Genomic DNA, 21,331 nt, shown 5'->3' on the forward strand with positions numbered 1-21,331 from the left:
ACACTGATTCCAGCCATCGTCCCCCGCACAAGGCCCGTCCATGACCTCGGTACGTTTGCCCTCCATCGACCGCCTGTTGCGCAGCCCGGCCTGCCAGCCGCTGCAGCAACGCTATGGCCGCGAGGCCCTGCTCAAGACCCTGCGCGACCTGCTCGACGAGCTTCGCGATCCCGCACGCCACGGCCAACTGGCTGCCGTCGAGCTGGAAGAGTCCGTGCTCGCCGGCCGCGCCGGCGAGCGTCTCGCCGCGCATCACGCCAGCCGCGTGCGCCGGGTGTTCAACCTCACCGGCACCGTGTTGCACACCAATCTCGGCCGCGCCTTGCTGCCGGAGGAAGCCATCGAAGCGATCACGCTGGCCGCGCGCTACCCGCTCAATCTCGAATTCGACCTCGCCACCGGCAAGCGTGGCGACCGCGACGACCTCATCACCGGGCTGATCCGCGAGCTCACTGGCGCCGAGGCCGTCACCGTGGTCAACAACAACGCCGCCGCCGTGCTGCTGGCGCTCAACAGCCTGGGCGCGCGCAAGGAAGGCATCATTTCCCGTGGCGAGCTGATCGAGATCGGCGGCGCTTTTCGCATCCCCGACATCATGTCCCGCGCCGGCGTGAAGCTGGTCGAGGTCGGCACCACCAACCGCACCCACGCCAAGGACTACGAAGCCGTGATCGGCCCGCGTTCCGGCCTGCTGATGCGCGTGCACACCAGCAACTACAGCGTGCAGGGCTTCACCGCCAGCGTCGCCACCCCACAGCTGGCGCAGATCGCCCACGCCCACGGCCTGCCGCTGCTGGAGGACCTGGGCAGCGGCACCCTGGTCGACCTGACCCGCTGGGGCCTGCCCAAGGAACCTACCGTGCAGGAAGCCCTGCGCGACGGCGCCGACATCGTCACCTTCAGCGGCGACAAGCTGCTCGGCGGCCCACAGGCCGGCCTGATTCTCGGCAGCAAGGAACTGATCGGGCGGATCAAGAAGAACCCGCTCAAGCGAGCCCTGCGAGTGGACAAGCTGACCCTTGCCGCACTGGAGGCCGTGCTCAACCTTTACCGCGATCCCGATCGCCTCGCCGATCGTCTCACCAGCCTGCGCCTGCTCAGCCGCCCACAGGCCGACATCCGTGTCCAGGCCCAGCGCCTGGCTCCGGCCCTGGCAACGCTGCTGGGCGGGAGCTGGAGCGCCAGCGCCGTGGATGCCTTGGGAATGATCGGCAGCGGCGCCCAGCCGGTCGCGCGCCTGCCCAGTGCCGCGCTGTGCCTGCGCCCGAACCAGCCCAAGCGCCAGCGTGGCCGCGCGCTGCTGGACCTGGAAGAACGCCTGCGCTGCCTGCCGATCCCGGTGCTCGGCCGCATTGATGACGACGCGCTGTGGCTCGACCTGCGCCAGCTCGACGACGAGCCCGGCTTTGTCGCGCAACTGCCGCTGCTGGCCGAGGACGACGCGTGATAGTCGGAACCGCCGGCCACATCGACCACGGCAAGACCTCGCTGCTACGCGCCCTTACCGGTATCGAGGGCGACCGTCGCCCGGCCGAACGCGAGCGCGGCATCACTATCGACCTGGGCTACGTCTACGCCGATTTGGGAGACGGCGCGCTCACCGGCTTCATCGATGTGCCGGGCCACGAGCGTTTCGTCCACAACATGCTCGCCGGCGCCAGCGGCATCGACCTGCTGCTGCTGGTGGTGGCCGCCGACGACGGCGTTATGCCGCAGACCCGCGAGCATCTCGCCATCGTCGAGTTGCTCGGCATCCGCCGCGCCATGGTCGTGCTGACCAAGGCCGACCGCGTTGCCAGCGAACGGGTGGAACAGGTCGCCGTTGAAGTGCGTGAGCTGCTGGCGAACGGCCCACTGACCGGCGCGCCGACTTTTCCGGTTTCCAACGTCAGCGGCGAGGGAATCGATGCGCTGCGTAAAGCCCTCGCCGATGCCGCCGGTAAGACCCATCAGCGCGCCGCAACCGGTGGCTTCCGCCTGGCGGTGGACCGCGCTTTCAGCGTCAGCGGCGCAGGCGTCGTCGTCACCGGAACGGCATTTGCCGGCACCGTGAGCGTTGGCGATGAGCTGCTGCTGGGGCATGCCGGCCGCCGCGTTCGCGTGCGCGGCCTGCACGCGCAGAACCGCGAAGCGCAGCAGGCTCTCGCTGGGCAGCGCGTGGCGGTGAACATCGCTGGCGAGCGGCTGAACCTCGACCAGATTCACCGGGGCGACTGGCTGATTGCTGGCGAACTGCATGCGCCCACCACGCGCATCGATATCGATCTGAACCTGCTGCCCAGCGAAACCCGCGCCTTCGCCCACTGGACGCCGGTGCATGTGCACCTCGGCGCGCAGGACGTCACCGGCCGCGTCGCGCTGCTCGAAGGCGAGCGTCTGCAACCCGGCGAGCGTGCCTTCGCGCAGCTGGTGCTGAATGCGCCCAGCCACGCCGTGCATGGCGATCACCTGGTGCTGCGTGACCAGTCCGCGCAACGCACCCTCGGCGGCGGCCGCGTACTCGACCCATTCGCCCCGGCGCGCAACCGGCGTAGCCCGGAGCGTCTGGAGCAGCTCCGCGCCCTGCAGGGCGATAGCCTCGAAAGCGCCTTGGCGACCCTGCTGGCCCACGCCAGCAACGGCCTCGAACCCGCGCTGCTGGCGCGCCAGTTCAACCGCCCGCGCGAAGGCTGGCAGTTGCCTGGCGAGCTGGTCGAAATCCACACCCGGCTCGGCGCACGGCTGTTCGCCGCTGAACGCTGGTCCGCACTGCAACGGCACCTGCTCGATGCCCTGCAACGCTTCCACACCGAAGCCCCCGACGAACTCGGTCCCGACCGCGACCGCCTGCGCCGCTACGCCTTTTCGCCGCTCGAACGGCCGGTCTTCATCGCCTTGCTGGAAAGCCTGCTGGCGACTGGACTAGTCGATAGCAGCGGCCCCTGGCTGCACCTGCCCGATCATCGCGTACAGCTGGGCGAAGCCGACAAGCAATTGCGCGAGCGCCTGTGGCCATTGCTGGCGGCCGGCGCCTTCGACCCGCCCTGGGTGCGTGACCTCGCCCGTGAATTGAAGGCCGAGGAGGGCGACGTGCGCCTGCTGTTGCGCAAACTCGCCCGCCTGGGCCAACTGCACCAGGTAGTGAAAGACCTGTTCTACCCTGAACGGACGCTGCGCCAACTCGCCGGCCACGCCCTGCACCTGCGTGACGAAGCCGGCATCATCCGCGCCGCCGCCTTCCGCGACCGCATCGGCATAGGCCGCAAGCGCTGCATCCAGTTGTTGGAGTACTTCGACCGCATCGGCTTCACCCGCCGCTTCGGCAATGAGCGGCGGATCAGGGAGGATTCCGCGTTGGCCATTACCACCAGCGAGACGGATTACGATGATTACCGGCGGGCGAAAGTGGAGGCTGCCAGGGCTTCTGTGAATTCCGGGGAAGGGCGGCCGGCCGAGGACATCGAAGCGGAGTTTGCCGCTCGTCGAGCCGAGGCAACTCGCAAGCAATGAAAGAAAACGGCGGTGCTGAATGGCATCGCTGGCGACAGCACATCACTTGGCCGGAGCTTCGCTGTCGCCCGACCCGTCGCACCACTCAAGAAATTTTCTGAACTCCCCGCCCCCACGTCCCTCGATAGCCCTGTTCACTACCGGGGAGTGGGTCCAATGAGTTCCTGGCTGATTCTGCTGTTCATCGCCATCACCCTGATCGCCGTCGTGCTGGATCTGGGCAAGCGCTAACGCTCTGGTAATACCTGATCGACCCGTTGCACGAGGTAGTCGTAGAACGGGTTGGAGGTCACCCGCTGGAAGAGGTCCAGCCCGACGATCAGTACGCCGCGCTCGCCGCGGGGCGTCAGTGTGCCCAGGCGGATGCCGTAGTCTTCCAGGCTGTTCGGGTACTGCCCATAGAGCGCGTCGGTGGGCGGAAAGGGCAGCGCCACGTGGGAAAGGGAGAACAGGTCCGGCGGATAGCTGGCTGCCAGCGGCTGGCTCTCCTGCTGCTGGCTGTGGGCCGGCGTATGCAGCGCGGCGGTCTGGCTGCTCTGCGGACTGTTGGAGATCACCGTCAGGTCGTAGTTGCGCTCGCGCTCCGGCAGCAGACGATCGCCGAGCGTGGCCATTTCCGGGCGCAGCAGCGGGCCGTAATTCAGCGAGCGATTGAGGTCGAACAGCACCAGTTCGCTGCCGTTGGCCGGTAGTCGGTCGTAGAGGTTGCTGATCACCGCCGGGGTGCTGACGGTGCTGTCGGCAAGGGACTGGAAGGTGAGGACAGGCGGCAGGCGAGCGAGGCTGCCGCTGCGGCTTGCGCTCTCCAGGCTGGCCTGCACGGCGTCCGTCAGCTCCACCGTCTGGCGCGCCGCCGCGATGGGGAAGGAGTTGTACTTGAACGGGTTGAACTCCGGCAGCACGCTCAGCCAGGCTGCCTTGGCGAAGGCCGGCAGCAGCGCCGGAAGACCCGCCAGGCCGGCGAATTGCGCATAGCGGGTGACGCCGATCATCGGCGAGATCAGCACCAGCTGTTTCGGCATCGTCAGGCTCGTATCGCCCAGTGCATCCAGGCTGTACTTCATCGCCAGCGCGCCGCCGTTGGAAAAGCCCACCATCAGCAGCGGTGCACCCTTGGGCAGTTGCGCGGTGGCCTCGCGTACAGCCAGCCGGGTGGCGGCCATCCAGTCTTCCCAGTCCGCATCGGTGAGCCCGGCCGGCACAGTGCCGTGGCCCGGCATGCGGATCGCGATCACCACGAAGCCCCGCTGCCGCAGGTGCTCGCCCAGGTGGCGCAGGCTGTAGGGCGAATCGGTCAGCCCGTGCAGCAGCACCGCCGCGCCGCGCACGTCACCGGCCGGGCGCATCTCGTAGGAGCGATTCCAGTCGGTGGAGAAGTGGCCGGGGTAGACCTGGCTCTGGTCGAAGTAGCGGTTGTAGGCGACGCGCTCGAAGGGTTGCAGGCTGGCCGCCATTTCCTTGCGCATGGCTTGCATCAACCGGTCCTCGGCGGCCAGGTAGCCGGCCCAGTCGGTGCGGTCGATGGCGTCGCTGTGCAGGTCCTCGGGCACCCAGGTATGCCAGGGCTCCAGCGGTGGAATGTTGCGCAGCGCGGCGACCCGCAGCCCCAACGCCAGCACGGCGATGGCGAGAATGACAATGACCAGCCAGAGTAGCGCCCTGGTGAGTTTTGCGTTCAGCATGGAATTCCCTTGTCAGCGTGCGGGACAAGCATAGAGCCCCGGCGCCACAAAGTTCGCCTGTGGATCAAAGAGCCGAGACTGCCTCGACATAACGGGCGTTGCCGATACCCACTTGAGCCCAGACCGGACGCGTCTCGTTGCCTTGCCGGTCGTACTGCTCGTCCGCGCCCCACAGCGTGATGATCTGCCCCGGAAACAGGTATTCGCTGTCGTTGAACTCGTGTGCGCCGGAGCCGTCCGCCGAGGCGATCAGTGAAAACAACTCGCCGGCCGGCAGCGCAAACACATCCACGCCCCGGTAGCGGGCAAGGTAACGCTCACTCTGGGACAGGCCGATGAACCAGATGAACCCCTGTTCGTCGCACTCGGTCTGGATCGCGGCCTGACAGAAGTAATCCGTCGGCCCGTTGTACGACTCCAGCGGGAAACCAACCGCGGCCAGCGCATCCCGCGCCATGGCTCGCGTGTCGCCGAGACAGATCGGACCAATACACTGGTGAGGAGAAATTTCGAGGATGGGTAGAGTGGGCTTCATGCCGTGGTGCTCCCTGGGAGACTGCTAGCGAGGTTAGAGCACGGACCGACAATTTGCCGTCTTTACCTGGCCAATAAAGGGCATTGAGATAGTGTTTGGCCATGGTGACATTGTCGCGCTGTGTGGGGTTCATCGAGTGACCCGGTGCCCACTGCAGCGTGTGAACAATAAGCCTGTTCCTTTTTTGCTCCACACGACCATCGCCCGCATCAGAAGCATTTCCCCTGCATTGATGTTCATTACCGTGCGTCACCCCGACATTTCAGTGCATAGGACCAAAGCTCTTTATTTCGTAGGAAACAAGGGTTAAAAAGTACATAACCTTCCAAAGGTGCGCACACATAATCCCAGCTAATTAGCTGGGATTTTTTTTGCTCCTTTTCCAGGTGAAGGAAAACAAAACTGAACCGACCATGGAGATCCTCATCCATGAATACACTTAAATTTAACACCATATTGAAAACCGGATTCTCTACAGCAGCTCTATTCACTGCGACGTTAATTCCAACTGCGCAGAGCGCGGACTACTACTGGCAATCCTATACTTCAACAATACTCATCGCCAATAGCGGAAACATCCAATTAGTCAGTGTCCCATACCCTGACGCTGACTCTAATTGTGCTGCCATTGCAGATGCGTATAGGTATAACTCCAAGGAAATAGCATGGAGAGTAATAGGATATGAGGTCAAATTCACGAAACCTACTGCAGCAGATTGCAGAGTAAAATTAGCTAGCGTTAACGCACCACACCCCTCTACGTCGTCTGTACTTTATGCGCTGGGGCGTACTGGCAACTCCTGCCCAGATGGGCGTTCTTACGACACCACCGTAGGCGGCTGTGCCATGGGCGAGGATAAGGGCAACGCAGAAGCAACAAACTGTAGTGGCAGCGCAGGCCCCAGCCCAAGTGTGCTCAATCCGATCAATGCCGCCAACGGAAACAAACATCAAACTGAATTCGATCTCAAAGCCACCGGCAAATCGAGACTGAACTTCTACAGAACCTACAACAGCAAAGATGGCTACTGGACACACAACTACTCCAGCCACCTACGAATCAACGCTACATCGGTTGTAGTGGTGCAATCGGACGGCCGCGAATCACTTTTCACCATTGAAGGGAGTTCACTCACAAAACTTCCGACCGAGCTTGGCGAGCTGACTAAAATCGGCGAACTTTGGATTTACACGAAATCGACAAATGAAAAATACAGCTTTGACGCTACTGGCAAACTAATAAGCTGGTCTGACGGAGGTAGCTATGGCTACAGCCTGACCTACTCGGCCGATCAGATCACAGCCGAGAGCACGCTGGGGGAAAGGCTAACTTTTACTGAGGATTATCACCACCAACCTCTCACTGTGATATCGGGTAACACCTCCATCACCTATGAGTACAACGGATTCAAACGGCTCAGCAAAGTAAATCGCACTGTTTTGTCCCAGACAGACGTACGACAATATCATTATGAAGCAGCTAATAAGCTTACGCTGCTAACTGGCATCAGCGATGGCAACAACGTACGTATTGCCACTTGGGGGTATGACAGCCAAGGACGGGCGATCTCCAGCGAGCATGCTGGCGGTACCGAGCGGGGTGAAGTCACCTACAACGCAGATGGCAGCACCACCGTTAAGAATGAATACGGAAAGACAACCAAGCTCCGCTTCCAGGCGATACAAGGAGTTAAGCGCGTCACTTCTATTGAAGGCGAAGCCTCGCCAAATTGCCCATACAGTAATTCGAGCTTCACCTACAACGCCCAAGGCCTGCTGAAGACCCGTACCGACGCCAAAGGCAACGTTACCACCTACGACTAAAACGACCGCGGTCTTGAAACCAGCCGCACCGAAGCCTCCGGCACTCCGCAGGCTCGCACCGTCACCACCGAGTGGCACCCAACGCTGTTCCTGAAAACCAAGGTCACCGAACCGGACCGCATCACCGACTACCAGTATGACGCCCAGGGCCGCCAGACCGGCCAAACCGTCACGCCTCGCTAACGCCAAGAAAGTCATCATACAGGTAAATACATATACAGGCAGGGCGTACTCGCCTCTGTCTAAGGCATCACTTTATTCGCTAAGCGGGTAAACATTATTGGAGTTACATCTAAATCGTTACGGCTGCACTTGAAGCGAAGACCTCTCATATCCAACAAGAACAAGGACATTCTATGCGCAATTTATCCTATACAGTAGTAGCACTTGCCGTGCTCTACTCCCTCTCCGTACCGGCAGCTCAGACTCCTGGTTGGATATATGCAACATCCATCGTCAGCTTTTCTCCAGGTCCAAATACCACTGGTGAATACGCAAACCCCGCCAACGCACTGGGAGCTCCTGATTACAAGGTTGGCGGCGCACCTGAATACGTGTCACTCGGCAATGGCGGGACGCTTATCCTGAAGCTGGCTGAACCTGGTATTGCAGCATCTGGGGAGGCTTTTCCAGACATTAGGGTCGTTGAGATCGGCGAGCAGGGAGAACCCGTCGACGTTTACATCAGCCAGAACGGTGCTGATTGGATTCTCGTGGGGTCGACCATTTCCGCCAACAGCCTCGATATCGACCAGCCCACCAATGCCAACACCGAGACTTACTACAAGTATGTGAAGCTTATCGATCTGCCACCAGTACAAAGCGGAGCACCCTATGCCGGCGCGGACATCGACGCAGTTGTGGCCATACCCAGAACAGGTATGGAGCAGAAAGGTCCGCCTTCCAATTCCTGCTCTACACCGGGTCAATTGGAGCCCGAATCCTATGCAGGGAACCCGGTTAACTTCTCCATCGGTAACAAATCCCAAAGAGAAGTGGACTACACATTCCCCCATGGATCTCTTCAGTTTGCGCGCACATACAACAGCTTGGATGGGCTATGGAGGCATAATCACTCCACCTACCTTAGCTTTTCCCAGAATGATGTACGTCTTACGATGGCAGACGGGCGCGAACTGTTCTTTTCCGTCAGTGGCAGCATAGTTACTTCTGCTTCAAAGGATCTTGGTGTATTGACGAAGAGCGGAACAGGCTGGGAGTTTCTCTCAACCAGCAATGAACGTTTTACCTTCAACAGCACCGGCCGGCTGACCAAATGGTCTACACCTCAAGGGGCCATCCAGCAATTGGCTTATTCGGGAACGAAAGTCACAGTTACCGACAACCTCGGGAACACCCTTTCGTTCACGGAGGATGCGGCACATCAGCCTCTGACGCTCACCGCTTCTGGCGTAACGTTCACCTACACATATGATTCTGAAAAGCGCTTGCTATCTGTTACCCGAAGCGCGTCGGGAAAAAGCAGCCAGCGCATATATCACTACGAGTACACCAACAACAATGCATTGCTGAGTGGTGTCACAGATGAGCGTGGCGTGAGGTTTTCGACCTGGGGCTACGATGACCAGGGGCGCCCGACTTCCAGCGAGCATACAAACGGCGCTGACCGGGTGACGATAAAGTATGACAACGATGGCTCTGTGGCGGTGACCAATGAATTTGGCAGGGTCACGAAGTACAGCTTTCAGACCATCAGGGGAGTGAGGCTCATCTCCTCTATCGACGGCGAGCCCACGCCCAACTGCCCCAATAGCAATTCCACATTTACGTACGATGCCCGAGGCCTGCTAAAGACGAGAACCGACGCCAAGGGAAACCTCACTACATACGACTATAACGACCGCGGCCTAGAAACCAGTCGCACCGAAGCCTCCGGCACCCCTCAGGCTCGCATCGTCACCACCGAGTGGCACCCAACGCTGTTCCTGAAAACCAAAGTCACCGAACCCGATCGCATCACCACCTACCAGTACGACGCCCAAGGCCGGCAGACCAGCCAGATCGTCACCCCCCGCTAAATACCAAGGAAGTCATCATGCAGGTACATCTCATGTACAGGCTGGGCGCGCTCGCCCTTGCCTGCGGCATCGCTATGTCCGCGACAGCGGCAGAGCGTAGCTGGAACTACACCTATACCGCTCAGGGACTGATCGAAACAGCCGACGGCCCACGTACTGACGTGCAGGACGTCACCCACTACACCTACGACGCCAAGGGCAACGTCACCAAGGTCACCAACGCCCTTGGGCAGGAAACCCTGCTGGGTAATTACGATGATCGTGGCAACCCCGGCACCATCACCGATGCCAACGGAGTAGTCAGCACCCTGACCTACAGCGGCGTCGATCCCAAGCTCGCGAGCATCACCACCGCTGGCAGCACCACCAGCTTCGAGCACGACGCGGTCGGGCAGCTGACCAAGATCACCCGAGCTGACGGTAGCTGGCTGCAATACACCTACGACCCGGCACGTCGACTGACCGCGATCACCAACAACCTTGGCGAGCGTGTGGAGTATGACGTCGACGTGGCCGGCAAGCGCACTGCGCAGCGCCTGAAAGACGCCACCGGCACGCTGAAGCAGCAACAAAGCTGGGTCTACGACGAACTGGGCCGCCTGCTGCGTTCGGTCGGTGCCAGCGCGCAAACCGATCATTACCAGTACGACCTGAACGACAACCCTACTGGTCATACCAACCCGCGCCAGTTCAGCAGCTCCAGCAGCTTCGATGCTCTGGATCGAATGGTCAGCCAGACCGACGCCCTGAATGGCGTCACCCAACTGGGCTACGACGCACAGGACAACCTGACCAAGGTGCAGGATCCGCGCGGCGTCACCACGCGCTACGAATATGACGGCCTGGGTAACCTGATCAAGCTGATCAGCCCGGACAGCGGCACCAGCACCTTCGAGTACGATGCCGCCGGCAACATCGCCAAACAGACAGATGCTCGTGGTGTAGTCGTGACCTTCAGCTACGACGCGCTGAACCGACTGACAGCCCGTCACTATCCGGCCACACCGGCACTGGACGCCACCTACAGCTACGACGCCACAGCGGGTGGCAACGCTGGTATCGGCCGCTTGACCGCGATCCAGGACGGCAGCGGCACCCTCGCCTATCGCTATGACGCTCGCGGCAATTTGATCGAGCAGGCACGCAGCCTGAGCATCAACGGCCAGACGCTGGCAGACACCGTGACCTTCCAGTACGACTCTGCAGACCAACTGGTGGGCATCGGGTATCCGGGCGCTGTGCAGGTGGGTTATCCGCGCAATTCCGGCGGCCAGGTCGGCAGTGTGACCCTGGCTCTCGAAGGCGGCAGCGCTAGCAACCTTGCCAGCGGCATCAGCTACCTACCCTTCGGCCCGCTGCAGCAACTGACCTGGGCCAATGGTATCCAACTGAGCCGCACCTACGACCAGGACTATCAACTCACCCGCCAGGATGTCGGCCCGTGGCGCAACGACTACCAACGCGACGCCAACGGCAACATCACCGAACTGGCGAACAACCTCTGGGGCACGCTGAACTACGGCTACGACGCACTGGACCGCCTGACCAGTGAGAACGCCACCGGCAAGCAGGGCAGCTACAGCTATGACGCGGTGGACAACCGCACGCAGCGGCAAGTCACCGAGAACGGCACCACGGCGACCACCACTTATCAGTACGCCAGCGCCAGTAATCGCCTGACTGCCATCGACGGGCAAACAGTCACTGCTGACGCCGCTGGCAACCTTACCCAAGACCGCGCCAGCCGACTGCTCGGCTACGACGCGCAGAACCGCCTGGCCAACGTGAAGATCAACGGCCAGCAGGTGGCAGAGTATCGCTACAACAGCCTCGGCCAGCGTATCGCCAAGCTCACCGGCCAAGGCTTCACCACCTACCTGTACGGACCGGACGACCAATTGCTGGCGGAGACCGACTACAACAGTGCCGGCATTCAGCAGCGCCGCCAGGCGTACCTCTGGCTCGACAGCATGCCGCTGGCCAGCGTGGAGACCCAGGGCAACAACTCACCACGGGTGATCTACCTGCACAGCGACCACCTGAACACGCCGCGCTTGGCAACCTCAGCGACGCAGCAGATCGTCTGGCAGTGGCAGTCGGATGCCTTTGGCAATGGCGCGCCGAATCAGGATCCGCACGGGAGCGGGTTGCAGACGGTGCTGAATCTGCGGTTCCCGGGACAGTATTTTGATGGGGAGAGTGGGCTGCATTACAACTACTTCAGGGACTATGATCCAGAAATTGGACGGTACGCGGAAGGTGATCCTGTCGGGCTTAGGGGTGGTCTAAACACTTATGGATATGTCGAAGGAAATCCATTAAGGAAAATAGACATCTACGGTCTTGAACCTAACACTCCATATGAAACTTACAGTATTGCCGAACAAGAAATGCACATTGATCTTCGTGCCCGAGGCATTGCTACAGGATTTGAGTGGACCGCATACATTTACAAGCTCAAGGAAGACTGCTATACATTTTGGGCTTATACAGAACCTACAACCGACTTTAGCCCAGACAGTGTCAGAGTTCAAAAACCAATGGGCCCCGAATATCCTCCATACCAACATGCACACAACCACCCAAATAATACTCCACCTTCAGATGCAGATAGGGAACTTTCAGAAAATCGCAGAACCCCTATTTCTGTAGTAACTCACGACGGTAAGATCTACATTTACCAGCCACAGTCCGCTAACAAGGGATTTCATGGGACTCGAAATGGCCGTAGCCTTCCATAGGAAAAGCAATGAAAATAGTTAAATTCACCATTCCATTCATGGTACTGCTTGCCTTATCACTTCAAACTGCTTCTGCAGACACTGAGGAGAAACATGGAGAGAATACCCACATCCTGAATATACTTAAGAACCAGCCAGAAGGTGCAAGAGTTTACATGCTGCGTCGAATTGAAGGCGAAAGCAAAAAATTTTCAACCTTCACCTTAATACTAAATAACGGTAATTATGAGTCTTACCTAAACGTTCGTGAAAACTCATCTGGAGTGGAGAAAAATTATAAACTCAATCCTGGACAAGTTTCCAACCTGAAAAGATTTGAAGCATCCTCTCAATTTTGGCGTCTTCCTGAATATGCAGGGGAAAATGGGCTAGATGGCTCGAAGTGGCAGTTGGAGGGGGCGAAACTTAACGAATATCACAAAACCATAAGATGGTCGCCCCTGCCTCCATATTACAGCGGCATCATGGACAAAGGCGGAAATGTCGTTAAAGACCCCAACACGCCACCTGGCTCAGACGTTAAACAATCAGACGAGGTTGGTCTTGATATGTTCTGCATTCTTATCATGCTAACTCAGCCAAACTTTTCTGAAAGTCTTTTTTGAGGCCTCTTAACTTTTCGAACCAAGCCCGGGTGAGCCCGGGCTTCATCCTTCCGGCGATCTCTGGCCACGGCAAATCGTCGTTGCGACGGCGAGCTGCACGGATCCAAGCTTCGACTGATGCTCTCGTCTGAGCGGTGATTTCGAGCTGCACCGTGCGCTGGGTCTTCTGTTGCATCACGATCGCGCGCGTCGAAACGTGGTCACCATGGCTATGTCCCTGATGCGCAGCTTCGTTAAATCGCAGGCTCGAAGCTTGCTGTCGATGGCAAGGTTGAACAGTGCCAGATCACGATCCTTGTTTGCGATCTTAAGTCGCACTCTGATAGCCCAAATGTCCCGAAGTCGCAGCGGTGCTTTTTGACCGACCAGTTTGCCCTTGTTCCAAGGTTCGCGAGCTTTCGATGTGAGTGTGGCCATGATATGTCCTCCACATTTTATCTTTATATTGGAATCGCGACTCTCATATGTAGCCAATATTAGATTTGGGCTTTCTATGTTGGCAGGAAGGTCTGATATGGAAGTATTCATCCATCCGTTCTTGCCGTATTTGAAAGTCACGTACGAGGGGATTTGGTCTCTTCCATTCATTATATGAACCACAGCTTGTCCCTGTTGCCACTATGTAAGGAATTTTCTCTACAATATAAACCCCTATCGGCCTTAGGGCCACTTGCCCTGCGGCCTCTGAGTAGTCGCTCTTCCATGTAATATCTTCATTTTTATCCGGCATCACGAACTGTATCTTTTGACTTTTTACAGGAAGTTCCTGCCCAACCGCATGTCTCCCGCCTCTTACCTGGCTTCTTTCGACGACCATGCGCCGGCCATCGGGAAAAAGGACTTCCTCTTTCCACTCAACACCTCCACTTCCAGGGAGCCCCACACAAGAAATCGCAGCGGTGCATAGAGCAAACAGCACACCAAGTCTGGGTATCAGATTTGTAAGGCTCTTCATGACTCGTTTCCTTCCTGGATAACGATTGCTATTAGCTTAAGACGGCTTTGAGCATAGACATGGCGCCACCCTGACGCATCGGTACTGGTGGAGCGTCATTCGACTGGACAGTCAGCTTTGGGTCGGTAGCAGCCTGAGGCGGCAGACCGCTTAGGGGTTAGGTGGACCTTCCGGACAGGGGGAGTAGAACTCTTGAAATTACGACTCCGGAGCATCGCGATGTACTCGGTGAGCGGGTTTTCGCGGATGGAAAGCTAGTTCTGTTCTTGTCTGGACCTTTGTATTCGACAGGGAAAAGAAGCCCTCGTCGAAGGTGGATACCTTGGGAGTGCACTCGATCCTAAAGGATGACGGGCTCTTAGCGCGGCGTTACTGATGCGCATCGGCCGGCAGCAGTTCCTCGCGCAAAACTCGAATACAAGGCGGCGCGGCGATGACAAGTCTCACTTGTTTCTCCCAGACTCCGCCGATTCTGATCACCAGCTTTTGGCTGCGAAGTTGGCGGATGAGTTCTTCGTCGGAGCACTCCGGGTCGGCGAAGAGATGGATGGCTTCAAGGATATTGCGGCTCAACAACAGGTTGCCCATGGGGACTCCCGTGCTCGGTGGATGGTGGGGACTGGCTGTTTCATCGGCTGCTGCGGCATCACCGCGCTGGCATCCGTCACGGCAATAGTGGCAACATCCTGGCTCCCGCTTTCGCCGCTGCGCTCGCGCAGCTGGCTTCTGTCCAGGGAAGGCAATCACGCCCGGTGGCGTGGCCGGGCTTCAAACCCTCTAAATCGGTGCTTTGGTGCGTTGCTATACGTTCCAATGCCTCTGTTTTCGCCGTTCGGGCGTCTCACTCCGTAGCTTTTCGTGCCATTGATTTCGACACATTTTCGACAGGTGTCTGCTGTCTTCTAATTCAAGCGTCCCCTCAGTCGGGTTATAGGCCAATTCAAACAATCCAGGCAGCGAGCTCTCGCCATGAACCAATCCCCAAGCACACTGCTGAAAAAAGCTCGAGATAAGCAACTCCCTCATCCTGCTATGTTGAAGGAGTTCAAGTTATCGAGCTGGATTCAGGCATATGAATGGACTAGGGGCCAGGGAAGCGATGAGCGCGGATTCCTCAATGGTGTTGCCTGGCTCAATGACCACTTTCAGCGCGTAGAAAAAACACGTCAGCAATTCACTTTCTGTCGTGACAACCCGTTGAGTGCGAACGAACTGATCCAGGCGCATCTGGGGGCCGCTAATCACGCATTCCACCAGATGGCCTCTGAGCAGATGGAAATCATAGCCGGGCAGCCCGATGCGTCGATGGAGCAGTTCCTGGCTCTTAAGTCCACCCTGACTTATGGCGGAGTTGAGATCGATCCCAATGCTTTGAATATGTATCGACTGGACAGCTTGTGCGGGCCTTTTTGGGAATTGCTTCAGCCCCAGGGTGACCTCGACCGGCTCTTTCCTGAAGATCGTCCTCATCAAATGGACAAGCTTTCGTTCCTTCTGAATGAAAGCTCAATGGCGCAGCTCTATCACAACTTCTCGCGCATCTGGCAGGCGTTGCTCTATGGTGAAGCTCAGTTTTTCCCGCACCCACAGGGCATGGTTTTAGCCTCGACCACACCGGATCCGCATCTGCTCAAGGCTGTTTCCGAATATCGCCGGGACCACCACAATAGTACAAACGCAATGCAGATCATTCGAGATATGAGAAACGTGCGTTTGGTCTTTGAAACACTACTGGCCCCTAATCATTACCTGCACTATCAGGGCCCAGGTAGCAGCTTGTCTAGCGTTCCGTGGGGGGAGCTGTCGGAGCAGGTACAGTGGTCGGCTTTCTACCATCGCGCCGCGCCGCATTACATGATCGATCAACACTTGCACCCCATCTTGGACTCGGCATCCACCGACGCCAAAGACCAAGAGATGCGCAATGTATTGAAAGTCTGGTTTCATCTGGTAGTTCTTGCTGCCCAAGTGAAAGAGGCTACCGGACCCAATCCTAAGCCGGTGGAGTGGAGCGAGTTACTCGCCTTTGCTCCGAGGTTCCGATTGGACGAACTGGTCGAGCACCTAGCGCGCTGTGCGAATATGATTTCTGACGACGTGATGAAAATTATCAAGATGCTCTCCTATGGGGCTAGCAGCCATCAGCACGATCTTTGGACTCAGCCCCTACTGGTGCTCGATGAACATGTATGTTTCCCAATAAGTGCTCTGCTGACCGCTAGCATAAGTCGTAATTTCGATACTTGGCTTAATCGTATTGACAGAGACTCCAAGCGCCGTGGGGATTTGTTTGAGCGTGATATCGAAAATGTCTTAAAGGAGTGCCGATCAAATAACCCTATCCTAGCAGAGTACCTCAGCTGGACAGGGGGTATAAAGTTCAAGCACGAACCCAAGAGCTTTGAGCAAATCGACTTAACATTCGCTTTCGGTAACTTGATTGTTATCGCTGAGCTTAGGAGTCGCCGCGCGCCCATCACTGCATTGGATTACCACAACGATATATTTGATAAAAATGGTATAGAAAATAAAGTCGCCCAGGCCAGTAGAAAAGCAGATAGAGTTCGCGAGCGCCTGCAAGAGTTTTGCATGGAGTACTACCCGTCACTCGCTGGGCGCGAAGGTCTTACGGTGCTACCCCTTGTGATCGTAAATGGGCAATTTCACGCGGGCTACCCTCGGAATGGGGTGCCCGTACTGGACATTCATTTGCTCAAGCACTTTCTCAAGGATGCAGAAGGACGATTTTTCGGAAGTGTGGAAGAAAACACCGGAAATAGATATAGCATCCCCTTGTACGGCTCTTTAGAAGAGGCTGTTCGAGAGTTTCCTAAATACGCTGCCTGCCCCACGCTTATCAAGTTGTACAATGCTCTAATAACCCAGGTCTCCCAAAGGCACGATATTCCAGGAAAAGATTTACCTCCTCTTTACATGGCTGTACTTGAAATTCCTAAAGTAACGCCAGAACGTTATATCCAGGTCTTGGAGGAGATCGCCGAAGGTAGGCTTCGGAAAAACTTTTGAGTTCTATTGGCTAGCGATTCTCAGAGCGGGGAACTTTCGCCGGTCATCATCGGTGTCTAGGCAACCTATAGCACCTGTGAGCGACTTCTGTTGATGCGTAGGTATATTCAAGCTGCCGACAACCTATAGCGGAATGCCAGCCACGGCCGATTTGAGACAACAGCTCCACCGTCTATTGATAGCCATCAACGGACATGCACTCAGAACGTTGTTTCTGTGCGCTGCTATATGTTTAGGAGCGGAGGAAATAGAGTATGGAGTTGTCGTCTCTCATGCGTATTCGCCGTGCTCGGAGTTCATATTCAATTATCTGTCCGCCTCGCCGTTCGAGGTCGTACGTATTAGATCTGGCTCTACGGCAGATTGATCTCGATGCCAATTACGCCAAACTTCTTGTTCGCGCTTGAAAGTGTTTGCACATACAGTTCTAGGTCTCACCTCCGCTATATCGCCTTCGTTCACCGAAAATATGTAGCGATCTGCATGGTCAATGATCATTCTCCGGATCTGTTGGGCGGATACAGCGTCTAGCTCAAATCCCCTATATGGTGGGCGCCGCCCCATCCTGGTGTAGAGTAGATGTTTGGGGCTGAGTGGTAATAAAATCTCACCATCCTCAACACCCCATCCCCCGCGAAAGTCGTAGCTTCCCTCTCCATAATAATTAAGCCGGATTAGGGGGTTGTCAGAGGTAGGCCAAGTGTAGCCCCGAGGCGCATGAAGAATAGTCCATTTATGCTTTGGCAACTTCTTCAATGTACTCGATAAAATGTGTTTTATGTTCCAGAGCCACATCTGGCGGCCAATGAACGTTTCTGCCCGAACCCTCCCGCTACCGTCTGGTTGTCGCTCTACCATAACTCGTGCTGGAAAGTCATTTATTGCCACTTGCTTTGTCTGTGGCAATGGCCGATTCTCTCTCACTGCTCTCTCGAGACGACTTACTGACTTTTCTACGGTGTCGTTGAGTAGGTCGGGCAAGGTATCTTCCTGTCGTTTTATGAACTCTTTCATACGTGCAGGAGTGCGCACATCTTGAGCTACGGCAAAGCGCACCAGGTTTTTCCAGTGCTCCGGTGTCAGCGGCAGCTCTCGCACTACTCGGTCTATCGCGTCAGCAGCAGGCGACTCGAAATCGCGATCAAGCCAGCGCTCTAGTTCGTCTGTCTCACCTTGCGTTGCGATATAAGTGTAGAGATGCTGATGGAAACAGATACTCTTTAAAGAGTGTGTTTTCCATTTTGGGTAATTTTCGTTTGGGACCAGCAGTCGATAAGTTGGAATTTTTCCATTGGTTGCCCACTGTTTAAGATAAAGCTGTGGAATGTAGTGGTTGTCCTTCCTAAATTGCATGGTTAATCATGTCCGGGTCTGATGTTTTGCTATGAATAACAGTGAGCGTTGAAGTTCTGTCTTATATGCTATTGTCCTAGAATTCTTAAAGAGGTTAATGGATTTTTTTTCGTATATTAAATAGCATTCCGACAGGGGATTTTTTTACCCTGTTGTTTTCGTCCGCTAATTCGCGAATTGATTTTGGGATGTCCTTGAGCTTTGGAACGTCTAGGAGCTGATCGGCAGCAATAGTTGCCATACCCCATACAGGAAGACCAGTCACAGCTGCTGCGACCTCAAGAGAGCCGACTACAAGCCATGAGCCTATATCCTTTCCAGCAAATTTCCAGTTCTTTCCTCTTAGCTCATTTATTTTCTTCTGGTGCTCTTTGAAAGCTAGTTCGATGTTGTCGAATATTCTGTCCTTGCTTCTATGGAAATTCTTAGGATTGGACTCGATGATTTCAGTTATCCCGCTTCCCAGTATTTCTCGAATCTCGTCCATTGCTCCCTGACGACGAATTTCAATTAAAGCGTCAGGCGGGATGTTTCCTATCCATTCCATATCGCTGCGAGCAAGTTCAGATAACCCTTTGATGATATGAAGGTCTTGCGATTTTAGTGCGGACTCTGCTCTGTTTGCGTCATACTCCATTTTCCAAACTAAATACTGCCAGGACGTTGGTGCATCAATTATAGGAGTCCCATTTAAGCGGCGAGCCTTAATTAGAATTTCATTGCTGACGGACATTCTTCCTACTGATTGTGTTGCTAGGGCAAAACCAGGTGTTATTTGGCCGAGTGGCTTCATATGGTCGCTTTTCATTGCTCGCTCTATTTGCGATGCGACGTCATCATCCCAGTCGGTATCGAATAAGACTCTAGTCTTGTCAGCTATCTCAGCTACTGCTCTTTCTATGGTGTCTAGGCTGTTACAGAAATCCAGCAACTCTTCGAATGACTCGAAGTTTCGGCCAAATAATCTTCCCGAATGTATTAGTGAGTCTTCCTTTCCTAGTGTTTGGAAGAACTTGTGTTCCTCCTCTTGTAGCATGGAGAGGTCAGGTAATACTATAACTATAGGTGTTTCTGTGTCAGCGCAAACGAGGTCTTTATACTGCAGCAGATTCATTGCGTGTTTTACTAGGTAGTAAGCCTTATCTGCTTGGCTGTAGTGTTGGAATATGTGGTTTGATCTTAAAAAAGGGTCGGGGAGGATGATTGTGTCTGTATAAATTCCACATTTTGAAGCAATGTTCTCTTTGTGGGAGGGAAATAAATCGCCTCCAAAAACTCCTTTGATATTGCCATGCATATCTTCTGCATGTATGTGCGCAATTTCGCCGACGCCTTCCCAGAACTGATCTATCACATTAAGGAATTGATCTAGATTTCCGGTGATTTCTTGGGTGGCTGCTTCGGTGTTCGATACTGCCTTACCAACATCGTGAGGGGACAGGTTCTTCTGGATCATTATTTTGAAGAAATGCCCAAAGTTTTCCTCGATGAATCTGAAATACATCTCTTGTATTTCGCGTAGCGATGCCTCTTTTTTTAGCTCTTCTCGATCGTGCATGGCAGTTACGGCGAGAGCCATTGATCTTACAAGTCCATCGACTGTGTTGAGATCAATCTCCCCATCAGGACCTGTTCGAACAGCTAGTAGGCTATCCTCTACAGCTAGCCCTTCAGCGATATGCACTTTTCCAGCTTTAAATTGTTCTTGAAGAATTTTCAGTCTTCGACGAAGCCTCTTTTCGTATGCTTGTTGTTCATCCATATTTTCTTCAGTCATTTGAAATTCTCCATTTTCAGTTTGCTATTCGAAAATAATGTCTGAAAGTTAATTTCGATCTCGATGGTTCAAGCCTACCCAGGACTTACAATTTCGACGCTCTACGCTTCCTTCTTTATAAGGCCAGCAGATTCTATCCTTCAAACTTCGATTCTCGCCGACGATTGTGATTCTGGTGCGCTGTGGCTCGGATGGATTTGTAGGCTCTTGGGGGAGTGGATAAGGATGCAGTGGAACTACATTATCTACTCCCCGCGGAACGTAGTTTTGGTCGTGGTAGTCGGTTTGCTTCGGAACGGAGGGGGGGGCGGATTTGGTTGTAGCCCATATTGCAGCTGGAGGATTGTCTTGGCGAAACCGCTCTTCAACTAGTCGGTCCCACTTGTCTTGACCATTTTTCGAAGCTGGTTGGCTAATCTGGGCGAGAGGTGGACTTTGGTGCGGCTGTCGATTCGCTGTGCCATTTAATGCACTGGGGAGAAGTAATGAGCTGGTTAAATATAAGATGCCAAATACAACAGCGGTGCTTGCGAAAGCGGGAACCATCCACTTCCTGGCAGCGTACAGCCAGCCCTTTTGTCGGAGGTATACCGGTGCGTCGTCTCTATCGGCCCTCAATTCTTGCCTCCCATCCGTTGGGCGTACCAGCGCAGTGCTATTTTTTTAGTGATCGCTATCCCGCGTTTTGATTGGGCAATTTTGAATGGGCTTGATCGTAATCCGGGCTGGTTTGTCCTACCTCCGGCATCACTTCCCCGGTAATTAACCACCAACGATATTGGGGGTAAACCTCAGCAATCGCTAAGATTTCTTCTTCTTTGATTTCTCGATTACGCGCTGGGTTCTTCAGATTATTCCACGTGTAGCGGCTGATTCCTGTGCGCGCCTCAAGCTCAGGCAAACGAATGCCAGAGCTTTTCAGAATCTCTATAACGCGAGCCTTTATCATAATCAAATGATCTATAAGTGATCTATCCAAAATGGATAAATCCATTCACTATCCGCCTTGAGTCGATCCGATTTGGATTGCGTAACGACGAATCGCTTTATTGGAACGAATAGTGACGGAACGAGCATGGAACTGGAAGAGCTGAGCCCCAGCGCCCTGGTAGGGCCGCAGCAAGATTTGGAGCGCATCGAGAAGTGGGCTGACCGAAACGGCATCAGCTACGGCATTGCCCGAGCGTGGGTATATCGAGGCGTCCTGCCTTCGGTGAAGCTCGGCAAGCTGCGCGTAGTGAACAGCGCATTGCTCCGCGCTTGGCTGCTGGAACAGGAGTGGACGGCATGAACGACGGAATGGG

16 protein-coding genes and 1 pseudogene are annotated in these 21,331 nt (G+C 55.7%); 9 read left to right on the forward strand and 8 right to left on the reverse strand.

The features are described 5' to 3' along the window. Positions 1 to 40 precede the first annotated feature (40 nt). From selA to C167_RS34605, 3 genes are read left to right on the forward strand one after another with little or no spacing between them, the layout of a single operon-like run. Positions 41 to 1,447, forward strand: coding sequence for an L-seryl-tRNA(Sec) selenium transferase (gene selA, locus C167_RS0122700; protein WP_017520605.1), 1,407 nt, complete (start codon positions 41 to 43; stop codon positions 1,445 to 1,447). Continuing rightward, positions 1,444 to 3,489, forward strand: coding sequence for a selenocysteine-specific translation elongation factor (gene selB, locus C167_RS0122705; RefSeq protein WP_017520606.1), 2,046 nt, complete (start codon positions 1,444 to 1,446; stop codon positions 3,487 to 3,489). The genes selA and selB overlap by 4 nt, the downstream gene beginning before the upstream one ends. A gap of 12 nt (positions 3,490 to 3,501) precedes the next feature. Further along, positions 3,502 to 3,720: a hypothetical protein gene (locus C167_RS34605; RefSeq protein WP_157791867.1), complete on the forward strand. Its 219-nt coding sequence runs from the start codon at positions 3,502 to 3,504 to the stop codon at positions 3,718 to 3,720. Here the strand turns inward: C167_RS34605 and C167_RS0122715 are convergent. Beyond that, positions 3,717 to 5,171, reverse strand: coding sequence for an alpha/beta hydrolase (locus C167_RS0122715; RefSeq protein WP_017520607.1), 1,455 nt, complete (start codon positions 5,169 to 5,171; stop codon positions 3,717 to 3,719). The two genes, C167_RS34605 and C167_RS0122715, sit on opposite strands and share 4 nt — an antisense overlap. A 64-nt stretch (positions 5,172 to 5,235) precedes the next feature. Beyond that, the gene (locus C167_RS0122720) at positions 5,236 to 5,706 is read right to left on the reverse strand and encodes a hypothetical protein (protein WP_017520608.1); all 471 of its coding nucleotides are present in this window, start codon (positions 5,704 to 5,706) and stop codon (positions 5,236 to 5,238) included. 429 nt (positions 5,707 to 6,135) lie between these two features. On the opposite strand from C167_RS0122720, the gene C167_RS34610 reads away from it, so the two are divergent. The 4 genes from C167_RS34610 (at position 6,136) to C167_RS34615 (ending at position 12,915) form a co-directional block, all read left to right on the forward strand. Beyond that, positions 6,136 to 7,530, forward strand: coding sequence for a DUF6531 domain-containing protein (locus tag C167_RS34610; protein WP_235154351.1), 1,395 nt, complete (start codon positions 6,136 to 6,138; stop codon positions 7,528 to 7,530). 356 nt (positions 7,531 to 7,886) lie between these two features. Further along, positions 7,887 to 9,569, forward strand: coding sequence for a DUF6531 domain-containing protein (locus tag C167_RS0122730; protein WP_100227308.1), 1,683 nt, complete (start codon positions 7,887 to 7,889; stop codon positions 9,567 to 9,569). Between the two features lie 17 nt (positions 9,570 to 9,586). Next, positions 9,587 to 12,310, forward strand: coding sequence for an RHS repeat-associated core domain-containing protein (locus C167_RS0122735; protein WP_017520611.1), 2,724 nt, complete (start codon positions 9,587 to 9,589; stop codon positions 12,308 to 12,310). An 8-nt stretch (positions 12,311 to 12,318) separates the two neighbouring features. Then, positions 12,319 to 12,915, forward strand: a complete 597-nt coding sequence (locus C167_RS34615; RefSeq protein ID WP_157791868.1) for a hypothetical protein — start codon at positions 12,319 to 12,321, stop codon at positions 12,913 to 12,915. Positions 12,916 to 13,002: 87 nt separating this feature from the next. Here C167_RS34615 and C167_RS32885 read toward each other — a convergent pair. The 3 genes and pseudogenes from C167_RS32885 to C167_RS0122750 form a co-directional block, all read right to left on the reverse strand. After that, positions 13,003 to 13,332: pseudogene (locus C167_RS32885) on the reverse strand (integrase); the annotation flags it as partial. 43 nt (positions 13,333 to 13,375) lie between these two features. Beyond that, entirely contained in the window at positions 13,376 to 13,870 is a 495-nt protein-coding gene (locus tag C167_RS34620) for a hypothetical protein (RefSeq protein ID WP_157791869.1), read from the reverse strand. Between the two features lie 369 nt (positions 13,871 to 14,239). Then, positions 14,240 to 14,458, reverse strand: a complete 219-nt coding sequence (locus tag C167_RS0122750) for a carbon storage regulator (RefSeq protein ID WP_017520612.1) — start codon at positions 14,456 to 14,458, stop codon at positions 14,240 to 14,242. Between the two features lie 381 nt (positions 14,459 to 14,839). Here C167_RS0122750 and C167_RS0122755 point away from each other — a divergent pair, with 381 nt between their 5' ends. Next, positions 14,840 to 16,897 (forward strand): hypothetical protein, encoded by a 2,058-nt coding sequence (locus C167_RS0122755; protein ID WP_026079225.1) that lies wholly within the window; start codon positions 14,840 to 14,842, stop codon positions 16,895 to 16,897. Between the two features lie 306 nt (positions 16,898 to 17,203). Here the strand turns inward: C167_RS0122755 and C167_RS33915 are convergent, their stop codons facing one another. The 3 genes from C167_RS33915 to C167_RS33920 form a co-directional block, all read right to left on the reverse strand. Further along, positions 17,204 to 18,250 (reverse strand): DUF4238 domain-containing protein, encoded by a 1,047-nt coding sequence (locus C167_RS33915; RefSeq protein ID WP_081596709.1) that lies wholly within the window; start codon positions 18,248 to 18,250, stop codon positions 17,204 to 17,206. Between the two features lie 94 nt (positions 18,251 to 18,344). Then, entirely contained in the window at positions 18,345 to 20,027 is a 1,683-nt protein-coding gene (locus tag C167_RS0122760) for a hypothetical protein (RefSeq protein WP_026079226.1), read from the reverse strand. Positions 20,028 to 20,700: 673 nt separating this feature from the next. After that, positions 20,701 to 21,021: a helix-turn-helix domain-containing protein gene (locus C167_RS33920; protein WP_416774247.1), complete on the reverse strand. Its 321-nt coding sequence runs from the start codon at positions 21,019 to 21,021 to the stop codon at positions 20,701 to 20,703. A gap of 81 nt (positions 21,022 to 21,102) precedes the next feature. On the opposite strand from C167_RS33920, the gene C167_RS0122765 reads away from it, so the two are divergent. Next, on the forward strand, positions 21,103 to 21,318 hold the full coding sequence (locus C167_RS0122765) for a hypothetical protein (RefSeq protein ID WP_017520615.1): 216 nt from the start codon (positions 21,103 to 21,105) through the stop codon (positions 21,316 to 21,318). The last annotated feature ends 13 nt before the right edge of the window (positions 21,319 to 21,331 follow it).

This window comes from Pseudomonas nitroreducens TX1 (assembly GCF_000313755.1).
Classification (GTDB): domain Bacteria; phylum Pseudomonadota; class Gammaproteobacteria; order Pseudomonadales; family Pseudomonadaceae; genus Pseudomonas; species Pseudomonas nitroreducens_A.